The sequence below is a fragment of the Dyella mobilis genome (assembly GCF_016904945.1).
Lineage (GTDB): Bacteria > Pseudomonadota > Gammaproteobacteria > Xanthomonadales > Rhodanobacteraceae > Dyella_B > Dyella_B mobilis.
On the sequence record NZ_JADIKF010000039.1, the window covers coordinates 985636 to 996872 of the forward strand.

Consider the following 11237-nt stretch of genomic DNA (forward strand, 5'->3'; position numbering starts at 1 on the left):
GAACCACCATGACTTCCACCCAGGCACCTCCCTCTTTGGCCGATGCGCTGCTCAGCGCCGACCTGCTGTTCGGGCGCGAAGAGCTGGATACGCTCATCGCCGACATGGGCCGTGCGATCGACGCCGCACTCGACGGCGAACGCGCCGTGTTTCTCACCGTCATGAACGGTGCGCTGATGTTCGGCGGGCAACTGGCGCTGGCTATTTGCACCGACCTGGAATTCGACTACGTGCATGCAACGCGTTACCGCGGCGCTACCGCAGGTAGCGATCTGCATTGGCTGCGCGAGCCGGTCGCTGCAATGCAAGGCCGCACCGTGCTGCTGGTCGACGACATTCTCGATGAAGGCCACACGCTCAAGGCGGTACGTGACGATTGCCTGCGCCGCGGCGCCAAGCGCGTGCTGGTAGCCACGTTGTGCTGCAAGCGGCACGATCGTTGCGTCGAGGGTATCCGCAGCGACTTCAACGGCGTGGAGCTGCCGGATCGGTATGTCTTCGGCTACGGCATGGACTACTACGAGCAGGGCCGCAACCTGCCGGCCATCTACGCGCTCAAAGACTAAGTCTTTTCCAACTACATCGCTCCATCTCAGCTATGGCATCAGGCATCTCATGACTTCATCGATCGATCTGGCCGTCATCGGCGGCAGCGGCCTTTACCAGTTTCCGGGTTTGGAAAATCCCGTGAGGCAAAGCGTCGACACGCCGTTCGGCAAAGCGTCCGGCGACGTGGTGATCGGCGATTTTGCCGGGCGCCGCATTGCCTTCCTGGCCCGCCACGGCGAGAGCCACACGGTGGCGCCCCATCGGGTGAACTACCGCGCCAACCTGTGGGCGCTGCACCACCTGGGAGCGCGCCGGGTCATCGGCGTGAATGCGGTCGGCGGGATTCGCGACGACATGGGGCCGCGCGTGATCGTGGTGCCCGAACAGATCATCGACTACACCCATGGGCGCTACACAAGTTTTTGCGACGTGGAGGGTGCCGAGGTCAAGCACATCGATTTCAGCGAACCTTATACCGCCTCCTTGCGCACCGCCTTGCTTGCCGCGGCCAAACGGGCAGGGGTGAGCGTGATTGATGGCGGTTGCTACGGCGCCACGCAGGGTCCGCGCCTGGAGACCCGTGCCGAAATCGCCCGCATGAAGCGCGACGGCTGCGATCTGGTCGGCATGACCGGCATGCCAGAAGCCGCCCTGGCCCGCGAACTGGAGCTGGATTACGCCTGCCTGGCGCTGGTCGCCAACTTTGCCGCCGGTTGCGGCGACGAGGCGGAAATCAGCATCGAGGAAATCTTCGCCCACCTGGCCGCGGCCACCGCGGAGGTGCCGCCGATCCTCGCCGAACTGCTCAAAGCTTGAGCAAGAGGCCGGGTCCAGATCCCACCAGACGCAGGCGCATATTGCGCTTTACCTGAAAACATGCAGATACTTTCCCTGTGCCAGGGGCGGCGGACCTAGGGGTAGAGGTGGTTCTCGCAGAGACTTGGTGCATCCAGTCCTTAGATTCAGAGGTTCACGCAATGCGTTTCGGTACGGTCAAGTGGTTCAACGACGCCAAGGGTTTTGGCTTTATCGCACCCGAGGACGGTGGGGAGGACGTGTTTGTCCACTTCTCGGCGATCAACGCCAAGGGCTTCCGCAGTCTGCAAGAAGGCCAGCGTGTTAAGTTTGAAGTGACCACCGGCCCGAAGGGAGCTCAGGCTTCCGGGGTCGAGCTCGCTCAGTAATTTCACGCCGTTGCATGCAGTTCCGAAAAAGCCCCGCTAAGCGGGGCTTTTTCTTTTGAATAACACGCTCTTTGCCTTTGCCTCCTCTCCCCTCCGGGGAGAGGATTGAGGTGAGGGGCCACGCTTGCGAAGAGCAGCATCGAAGCGCGCTTCACTCGCTCACCTCTCCGGCGATCAGCGAACTACGCTCAAGCCACAAACTGCAACCGAGCCAGCTCTGCATACAAACCATCTTCGGCCAGCAGGCTTTCGTGCGTGCCTTGGGCCACGATCCGTCCACCGTCCATCACCACGATGCGATCGGCGCGTTGCACAGTGGCCAGGCGATGCGCGATCACCAGCGTGGTGCGCCCTTTTTCCAGGCGCTCCAGCGCTTGCTGGATGGCGGCTTCGGATTGCGCATCCAGCGACGAGGTGGCTTCGTCCAGCAAGAGCAGCGGCGCATCGCGCAGGATCGCGCGCGCAATGGCGATGCGTTGCCGCTGTCCGCCGGATAGCCGCACGCCTCGTTCGCCCAGTTCCGCGTCGTAGTTGCTCTGCAGGAGTTGGATGAAGTCGTGCGCCTCGGCGGCATGGGCTGCTGAGCGCACTTCTTCATCGGTGGCGCTTTGCCTGCCGAAGCGAATGTTGTCGGCAGCGGTACCGCCGAAGATCACCGTCTCCTGCGGAACCAGGGCAATCGCTCCGCGCAACTCCGGCAACGTCAGCGCACGCAGGTCGATGCCATCGAAGCTGATCTGGCCGCGCTGAGGATCATAGAAACGTAGCAGCAGCGCAAACACCGTACTCTTGCCGGCGCCGGAGGGGCCGACCAGGGCTACCGTTTCGCCAGGGCGGATATCCAGGTTGAAATCGTGCAGCGCCGCAGCATCCGGGCGGGTGGGATAACGAAATTCCACAGCGTCGAAACGCAGTGCGCCGCGCACCGGCCGGGGCAGGGTGCGCGGGTGCGGCGGGTCGGCAATCGTGGCCTCTTCGCCCAACAATTCGCTGATTCGCTCGATGGCGCCGGCGGCACGCAGCACGTCGCCCCAAACCTCGGACAATCCCACCACCGAACCGCCCGACAGCATCGCGTACACCAGGAACTGAGCCAGCACGCCGACGTCCAGGGTGCCGGCAAGCGCATCGCGCGCACCGACCCAGAGCACCAGGGTGATGGCGCCAAAGAACAGCGCCATGACCGCCGCGGTGAGTCCTGCGCGCGTGCCGATGCGCAGCCGCGCCGTGCTCAGCGCGCGGAGAATCGAGTTGGCATAGCGATCGCTCTCGATTTCTTCACGCGCATAAGCCTTCACCGACGGCGCCGCATTCAAGGTTTCGTTGGCGATCGCGGCCGCATCGGCCAGCCGGTCCTGGCTGGCGCGGGAAAGCTTCTGCACGCGGCGCCCAAGGATCAGGATCGGCAGCACCACTGCCGGAATCACCAAGCCAGTCAACCCGGCCAGGCGCGGGCTGGTCCAGATCATCGCAGCCGTTGCGCCGATCAGCATCACCGCGCTGCGCAGCGCCACCGAGATGCTCGATCCGACCAGCGTCTGCACCAGTTCGGTGTCCGTGCCCAGGCGCGAGATCAGTTCGCCGACGCGGCTGCGCTCGAAGAAGCCGACGTCCAACCGTATGACGTGGGCATAGAGTTTCGAACGCATCGCCGCGAGCGAGCGCTCGCCCAGCAGGCTGATGCAGTAGAACCGCGACGCGGTGGCGAAGGCCATCACCAGCGCCACTATGAACAGGCCCAGGAAACTGCTGTTGATGGCCGCGACGCTGGAATTGCGGAAGCCGTGGTCGATCATGTGGCGAACCGCGGTAGGCAACACCAGGGTGGCGCCCGAAGAGATGCCCAGGAATACCAGCCACCCGACGACCAGGCGCCAGTGCGGTTTCACGAAGGGCCACAGCAGGCGCAGCGAGCCGACGCGGCCGCGCGGTTTGGGATCGTTCGCCGGGGGTGTACTCATGAGTCCTCGCCGTGTGCAGGTTCGAGTCGACGTTGGGGCCTGCGCCAGGCGATTCAATTGCCTGACCGGGGCAGATTACCTTGCCCAGGCTGGGCCGGGTTGCCAGGGGGACCAACCTGGCTGTACACGGCGCCACAAAACTTGTCATGGCATGCAATGCCGGTGGGCCGCCGCCACAATGGCCGGTGCGCTTTTATTCGAGCGGGTAAGCCTCGCTGCGGCCGCGGCTGATATCGACAATGCGCAGCTTGGCCTCGGCCAGAAGATCCTGCGGCAGGCGCAACTGCAAGGTCACGCCGTCGGCATCGAAGTTTTCCTGTTCGATCTGCGCTCCCAGCTCCTTGAGGCGTGCCTGCATGCGTGCCAGGTCGGCGAAGTCGCAATGCACGCCCAGCCGCGCCATGAGCACGATCGGCTTGCGTTCGGCGAGTCGCAGGCATTCCGCCGCGGTGCCCCCGTAGGCGCGCGCCAGTCCGCCAGCGCCGAGCTTGATGCCGCCGTACCAGCGCGTCACGACCACCACGACGCGATCGATCCCTTGTCCTTCGATCGCTTGCAGGATCGGCCGGCCGGCGGTGCCCCCGGGTTCGCCATCGTCATTGAAGCGGTAATCCTGCCCGATCCGATAAGCCCAGCAGTTGTGCGTAGCCGTTGTATCGCTTATCGCCTGTATGTAGGCCAGTGCCTGCGGCGGCGACTCCACGGGCGCGGCCTGGGCCAGAAAGCGGCTTTTGCGGATCTCTTCCAGATGGCGGGCCGTAGTGGCGAGCGTGTGCGATATCGGTTTCACGGGATGCAGGGTAAGCGAAGTGACGCAGTTGGATACGCTACGCTGCGGACTTTTATCGGAAGGATGGGCATGCTGATCCTGCTGCTGGCATTGTTTCTACTGGGGCTCGCGTTCGGGCGAGTGCGCTGGCGCCGTTGCCAGTGGACGTTTTGGGGGCTTGGCCTGGTGCTTTTTTTCGCCGCCGGCTGCGGACCCTTGCCGGCCCTGCTGCTGAAATACCTGCAGGCCCCGTATGCGACCCGGCCGACCATTGCCTGGGCGCAACGCAATGCCATCGTGATGTTGGGCGCGGGCACGGCGCACGTTGTCGGCACGCCGCAGGTGGAGCCGCACGTGTTCGCCAACGGCCGCCTGATCGAGGCCTATGCGCTTTACCGCGCCTGTCGCCAGGGCGGCAACGAGTGCAAGATCGTGCTCAGTGGCGGCGACCCTCTGCACAACGGCCTGGCCGAAGCGGTGGCTGGCAGCAACGTGCTGGTGTCGATGGGGGTAGACCGTTCCGACCTGTTGCTGGAATCGCGCAGCTTGAACACCTGGCAGAACGCGCAGTTCGTGCAGCCGATACTCAAGGACTACCGGCCGGAGCAGGTCGTGCTGGTGTCATCGGCGACCCATTTGAATCGGGCGCTGACGTATTTCGCGCACTTCGGCATGGACCCCATTCCCGTGCGCGGGGATTACCTCGACGTGCAAATGACCGCGCGGCCCAACGCCTGGAATCTGGCGCTGACCGATCTGGCCGTGCACGAGTATTACGGCGTGATGACTTTTCACTTTTACAACTTGATGGGCTGGAACGCACCGCCGCCCAGCCGCTACGGCGCGCCATGAGCGCCGTAGCCCTCCCCGCGAAGCGGGGAGGGGTAAACCATTACGCCTGGTTTTTCAGCGAAGCCAGATCGATCACGAAACGATAGCGCACGTCGCTCTTGAGCATGCGTGCATAAGCCTCGTTGATGTCCTGGATGTTGATCATTTCCACGTCGGCGTTGACGTTGTGCTTGGCGCAGAAATCCAGCATTTCCTGGGTCTCCGCAATACCGCCGATCAGCGATCCGGCAATCGAGCGGCGACCGAAGATCAGTCCGCCCGCGTGCACCGGCGGCTCGATCGGTTCGACCAGCCCGACCAGTACGTGCACGCCGTTGAGCTTCAGCGTGGCCAGATAGGGGTTCAGATCGTGCGGGTGCGGCACCGTATCGAGGATGAAATCGAACTGTCCGGCGACGGCCTGCATCTGCTTCGGATCAGTGGACAACACCACGTGGTCGGCGCCCAGGCGGAGGGCTTCGTCTTCCTTGTCGGGGGAACGGGTGAACAAGGTGACATCCGCGCCCATCGCCTTGGCGAATTTCAGACCCATGTGGCCCAGGCCGCCCAGGCCGATCACCGCCACCTTCTGACCCTTGCCGACCTTCCAATGGCGCAAAGGCGACCAGGTGGTGATACCGGCGCAAAGCAGCGGTGCGGCCGCCTTGGGATCGACGCCTTCGGGAATACGCAGCACAAATTTGTCCGACACGACGATGCGCTCGGAGTAACCGCCATAGGTGCGCAGCCCGTCTTGGCGATCGTTGCTGTTGTAGGTGAAGGTGGTGCCTTCCTTGCAGTATTGCTCGAGGCCCTGTGCGCAGGCGTCGCAATGCTGGCAGGAGTCGACCATGCAGCCGACGCCGACCATGTCGCCGGGCTTGAAGGCGGTGACTTTGCTGCCGACCGAGGCGACCCGGCCGACGATTTCGTGTCCGGGCACCAGCGGGTACTTGCTGCCGCCCCACTCATTGCGGGCCTGGTGGATATCGGAGTGGCACACGCCGCAATACAGGATGTCCACCACCACGTCGTCCGGACGCGCATCGCGGCGCTCGAACTGGTGCGGAGCCAGCGGGGTCGTGGCGGATTGCGCGGCATAACCACGGATGCTCTGAGTCACGTGTTTCTCCTTGGGGGGACGAGAGAGATAAACCACCACAAGTATGCGGAGCACGCCCGAAAACCGGGTAGCCGAATCCTGCGAAATGTTTGCCTGATCCTACAAACCCTTGCGAAGGGGCTCGCCATCATTCGTAGGAACAGGCAAGCTGTCCGCTCCCCAGGAAAGCCTGATTTTCCTCATGATCGATCCATCAAAGCCCATGGGTTCATCCTCGCGTCTGCAGCTGGATCGCGAGGAATTGACAGTTGCCATTGAACGATACGCCCGCACCGAAGGTGTGACCACGACCGCCTGGCCGGCCTTGTCGTTCTTTCGCGCCGACGCTCCCAGTGACCGCAGTTGCGCCTTGTACGAGCCCTGTCTCGGGCTGCTGCTCCAGGGCAACAAGCACATCCTGCTGGGCGATGAGCGCTTCGAGCAGGAACACGGGGACTATCTGATCAGCTCGATCGACGTGCCGGTATCGGCACAAGTGATGAGAGCCTCGCCGCAAGAACCCTGCCTGTGCCTGACCTTGCGCCTGGACCCTCTGCGCATCGGAGAATGGCTGTCGGAAGTGAAGCTGCCCAAGCCGGCAACGGCGACCGCACGCGGCCTGGCGGTCAGGCCGGCCAGTGGCGAAATTCTCGATCCGCTGTTGCGCCTGGTCCGTCTGCTCGATTCACCGCGCGACCTGCCACTGCTGGCGCCGTTGATCGAGCGCGAGCTGATCTATCGCCTGCTGATCGGCGAACAGGGCGCGCGACTGGCGCTGATTGCCGTCGCGGGCGGGCAAGGACAGCAGATCGCCCGCGCGATCCAGTGGCTCAAGCAGCACTACAACAAGCCGTTGCGCATCGTGGACCTGGCTAGCGTAGTCAATATGAGCGCGTCCTCGTTGCACCATCATTTTCGCGAAATCACCGCCATGAGCCCGCTGCAATACCAGAAGGTGCTGCGCCTGCACGAGGCGAGGCGCTTGCTGCTGACCGAAGGCTGCGACGTGGCGACGGCGGCACATCGCGTGGGCTATGAGAGCCCGTCGCAATTCAGCCGCGAATACAGCCGCCAGCACGGTGCGCCGCCGCTGCGCGACGTGAACCGCTTGCGGCAGGCGAGCGGAGAACTGCGAAGGGCCGGGGCGGTGTCCACGGCTTGAGTGGACGCGGCGCTCTCCGCCGGAGCAGGAGAGCGCCGGATGGCACGCGAACTCGTCAAAGCTCGCGCATCACCATCAAGCGAATCTCGGTCATGTCCTCGATGGCGTAGCGCACGCCTTCGCGGCCGATGCCGGAAAGCTTCACGCCGCCATAAGGCATGTTGTCCACGCGGAAGCTGGGTACGTCGTTCACCACCACGCCGCCTTGCTCCAACTCGTTCCACGCACGCGTGGCGTGGGCCAGGCTGTCGGTGAAGATGCCTGCCTGCAGACCGTAGTCGGAGTCGTTGACCATGGCGATGGCATCGTCCAGCCGCTTGAACGGAGCCAGCAGGGCAAAGGGGCCGAATGCTTCCATGCGATTGACCTTGGCATCGTCCGGAACGTTTTCCATCAGCGTGGCTTCGAGCATGTTGCCTTTGCGCTTGCCTCCGCAAAGAAGCTTGCCGCCGGCTTTTTGCGCTTCATCGATCCAGCCGGCCAGGCGCTCGGCGGCGGCCTCGTCGATCATCGGGCCGAGGAATACGTCCTTCTTTTTCGGGTCGCCGGCCTTGAGTTTTTTCACGGCGTCGACCAGGCGCTTCTTCAGTGCATCGTAGAGCGACGCGTGCGCGTAGATGCGTTGCACGCTGATGCAGCTTTGTCCGGATTGGTAAAAGGCGCCGAAAATCAGCCGCTCGATCACCCGGTCCAGATGCGGCTGTTGATCGGCGTCCACGATGCACGCCGCGTTGCCGCCCAACTCCAATGTCACTTTCTTGTGGCCGGCCCTGGCTTTCAGGTCCCAGCCGATCTGTCCGCCGGTAAAAGACAGCAGCTTCAGGCGCGGATCTTCGACCAGCGGCGTGGCGTGCTTGCCATCCAGGGTCAGCACGGAAAAGGCACCCTTCGGCAGGTCGGTTTCGGCCAGAATCTCGCCGATGATCAGCGCCCCTATCGGTGTCTTCTCCGAAGGCTTGAGCACGAACGGGCAACCGGCGGCGATCGCCGGCGCCACCTTGTGGGCGACCAGGTTGAGCGGAAAATTGAACGGTGTGATGAACGATACCGGCCCCAACGGCACCCGCTTGGTGTAACCGTGATAGCCGTCCAGGCGGGATGCCAGTTCCAGGTTGATGGTTTCGCCGTTGATGCGTACGGCCTCTTCGGCGGCAATTCGAAACGTTTCGATCAGGCGGGTGACTTCGCCGGCCGAATCCTTGATGGGTTTGCCCGCTTCGATGCACAGCGCCATCGCCAGTTCATCGCGACGTTCTTCGAATCGCCGGGCGCAATGTTGCAGCACGGCCTGCCGTGCCCAGGGACGAAAATCCTTCATCGGACCGGCCGCTTTCACTGCCGCCTTGATCGCCTTCTCGGTAGCGCCGGCATCCGGCACCGCCACGCGGGTGGCCACCTTGCCGCTGAATTTGTCGTAGACCTCCATGGTGGTCTTGGAGGTCTGCGCCTGGTTGGCGAGATAGTAGGGGTAGCTTTTCTCGAGCATGATCGGATCCTTTGGAATCAGACGGCAGCGCTCAGGCGACGAATTTCTTCGTCCAGGATGCGGTGATTGTCGGAGTAATCGATGGCCAGATCGATCAGGTGCACACCGCCTTGATCGAATGCGCGCTTGAGCGTCGGCAAAAACTCGTCGGCGCGTTCCGGACGATGGCCGTGCGCCCCGTGCGCTTGGGCGAACAGCACGAAGTCGGGATTGCTGAATTGCATGCCGAAATCCGCAAAGCCCATGTCGGCCTGTTTCCAGCGGATCATGCCGTAGGCATCGTCGCGCAACAGCAGGATCACCAGATCCAGTTTCATGCGCACGGCGGTTTCCAGCTCCTGCGCATTCATCATGAAACCGCCGTCGCCGCAGATCGCCAATACCTTGCGATCCGGATAGACCAGCTTGGCCGCCATCGCCGAAGGCAGGCCCGCGCCCATGGTGGCCAGCGCGTTGTCCAGCAGCACGGTGTTGGCCTGGCGAGCCTTGTAATAGCGCGCGTACCACAGCTTGTACATACCGTTGTCCAGGCACAGGATGCCGTCGTCGGGCATGAACTTGCGCGTGTCGTTCACCACGCGCACCGGATGCATGGGGAAGCGCGGTTCGTCGACATACTGGCCAAGCTGTTGCTGGAAAGCCTTGCGCACTTTGTCGAAATAGCTGAAATCCCACTGAGACTGGGGCGCCAAGGCATCGGTAAGCCGTTCGATGGTATGCGCAATGTCGCCCACCACTTCGATCTGCGGAAAGTAGACCGTATCCACCTCGGCCGACGAGAAGTTGATGTGTATGACCGTGCGCCGTCCGCGCTGCATGAGGAACGGCGGCTTTTCCACCACGTCGTGGCCGGCATTGATGATCACGTCTGCCGCGTCGATAGCACGGTGGACGAAGTCGCCGTCCGACAGTGCGGCATTGCCCAGCCACAGCGGGTGGTCTTCGTCGACTACGCCCTTGCCCATCTGGGTGGTGAAGAAGGGAATGCCGAGCTTGTCGATAAAGGCGCGCAAGGCCACCGCCGTGCGCTGCCGGTTGGCGGCGGCGCCGATCATCAGGATGGGATGCCTGGCATTGCTGATCGCCTCGGCCGCCTGCACCAGTGCCGCGTCGTCGGAGGAGGGACGCCGAGCGTATTCGGTGGGGAGCAGGATGGCGTCCGGGACATCGTCGCGCGCGATGTCCTCGGGAAGCTCCAGGTGCACGGCGCCGGGCCGTTCTTCCTCGGCGCGGCGGAACGCTTCTCGGATGCGCGCGGGAATCGTGGCCGCCGAGACGATCTGCCGCGTGTACTTGGTCAGCGGCTGCATCATGTCGACCACGTCGACCAACTGGAACAGCCCCTGCTTGTGCATGCGGATCGGCTTTTGGCCGGTGATCATCAGCATCGGCATGGCGCCGAGCTGGGCATAGGCCGCGGCCGTGACGAGATTGGTGGCACCCGGGCCCAGGGTGGAGAGCGCCACGCCCGCTTCGCCGGTAAGCCGTCCCCAGGTCGCCGCCATGAATCCGGCCGCCTGTTCGTGGCGGGTGACGATCAGTTGGATCGACGATTCCCTGAGGGCTTCGACCAGGTCCAGGTTCTCTTCGCCGGGTACGCCGAAGATTCGCCGCACCCCCTCTGCTTCCAGCGCTTTTACGAATAGAGCCGCCGCCTTCATACATCGCCTCCGGGTTGAGGAAAAGCAGACGCTATGTGTACACGATTCTTCGATTTGTTCGGAAAAGCGTTTAAGTCGTGCGAGGAATCAAACAGCCGGATCGCGCGCCGGCACTAGTGTTCCGAGCCACGGCACAGGCCGCGCCAGCTTGGCACGACACGGGTACAAACGGCGTGACGGATGTCGATTTGGCGCCTTCCCAATCGTCGTCCAAATGCAGGGTTTTGTTGGGCTGGATGCGCTTGGTCCGGCAGGGCTGAGTGCACCCGGATGCACCGTGCGGGGCGGAAACAGCGGCCCAGAGGAAAAAGGGTCCGCTTTTCCAAAAGTTTGGTTCCACGGATGTTTGACCGGGCCAGGGAAGACGCGCCGGCAAAAATTGCCGCCTCTGCGGCCATGGCTGATCGGGATGCCTTCTTTCCAGAGAGGAAGGGACCGGCGGCATCGCTGCATTACGCAAACGAGCACTCACAAACAAAGGAGTTCGCAGACGAGTCATCACTCTCAATGCAATGGGAGGACCCAGCATGAA

The 11237-nt window shown here is 63.2% G+C and carries 10 protein-coding genes; 5 read left to right on the forward strand and 5 right to left on the reverse strand.

Features of this window, described 5'->3' with window-relative positions:
• The first annotated feature begins 8 nt into the window (after positions 1-8).
• The 3 genes from ISS99_RS15635 to ISS99_RS15645 all read left to right on the forward strand — a co-directional run bounded on the left by ISS99_RS15635 (position 9) and on the right by ISS99_RS15645 (position 1733).
• Entirely contained in the window at positions 9-566 is a 558-nt protein-coding gene (locus ISS99_RS15635) for a hypoxanthine-guanine phosphoribosyltransferase (protein WP_204632499.1), read from the forward strand.
• Positions 567-615: 49 nt separating this feature from the next.
• Entirely contained in the window at positions 616-1365 is a 750-nt protein-coding gene (locus tag ISS99_RS15640) for an S-methyl-5'-thioinosine phosphorylase (protein ID WP_204632500.1), read from the forward strand.
• A gap of 161 nt (positions 1366-1526) precedes the next feature.
• Positions 1527-1733 carry a cold-shock protein gene (locus ISS99_RS15645; protein ID WP_204632501.1) on the forward strand — a complete coding sequence of 69 codons (207 nt, stop codon included), beginning with the start codon at positions 1527-1529 and terminating at the stop codon, positions 1731-1733.
• Positions 1734-1921: 188 nt separating this feature from the next.
• Here the strand turns inward: ISS99_RS15645 and ISS99_RS15650 are convergent, their stop codons facing one another.
• The gene (locus ISS99_RS15650) at positions 1922-3694 is read right to left on the reverse strand and encodes an ABC transporter transmembrane domain-containing protein (protein WP_204632502.1); all 1773 of its coding nucleotides are present in this window, start codon (positions 3692-3694) and stop codon (positions 1922-1924) included.
• Between the two features lie 193 nt (positions 3695-3887).
• Positions 3888-4484 carry an IMPACT family protein gene (locus tag ISS99_RS15655; protein WP_204632503.1) on the reverse strand — a complete coding sequence of 199 codons (597 nt, stop codon included), beginning with the start codon at positions 4482-4484 and terminating at the stop codon, positions 3888-3890.
• Positions 4485-4553: 69 nt separating this feature from the next.
• On the opposite strand from ISS99_RS15655, the gene ISS99_RS15660 reads away from it, so the two are divergent.
• Positions 4554-5315, forward strand: coding sequence for a YdcF family protein (locus ISS99_RS15660; RefSeq protein ID WP_204632504.1), 762 nt, complete (start codon positions 4554-4556; stop codon positions 5313-5315).
• Between the two features lie 40 nt (positions 5316-5355).
• On the opposite strand, the gene ISS99_RS15665 is transcribed toward ISS99_RS15660, so the two are convergent.
• Complete coding sequence (locus tag ISS99_RS15665; RefSeq protein WP_204632505.1) at positions 5356-6417, reverse strand: NAD(P)-dependent alcohol dehydrogenase; 1062 nt, start codon at positions 6415-6417, stop codon at positions 5356-5358.
• Between the two features lie 181 nt (positions 6418-6598).
• Here ISS99_RS15665 and ISS99_RS15670 point away from each other — a divergent pair, with 181 nt between their 5' ends.
• Entirely contained in the window at positions 6599-7558 is a 960-nt protein-coding gene (locus ISS99_RS15670) for an AraC family transcriptional regulator (protein ID WP_204632506.1), read from the forward strand.
• A gap of 55 nt (positions 7559-7613) precedes the next feature.
• Here ISS99_RS15670 and ISS99_RS15675 read toward each other — a convergent pair whose 3' ends face one another.
• Positions 7614-9044: an aldehyde dehydrogenase family protein gene (locus ISS99_RS15675; protein WP_204632507.1), complete on the reverse strand. Its 1431-nt coding sequence runs from the start codon at positions 9042-9044 to the stop codon at positions 7614-7616.
• Between the two features lie 17 nt (positions 9045-9061).
• Complete coding sequence (locus ISS99_RS15680; protein ID WP_204632508.1) at positions 9062-10705, reverse strand: acetolactate synthase large subunit; 1644 nt, start codon at positions 10703-10705, stop codon at positions 9062-9064.
• Between the last annotated feature and the right edge of the window lie 532 nt (positions 10706-11237).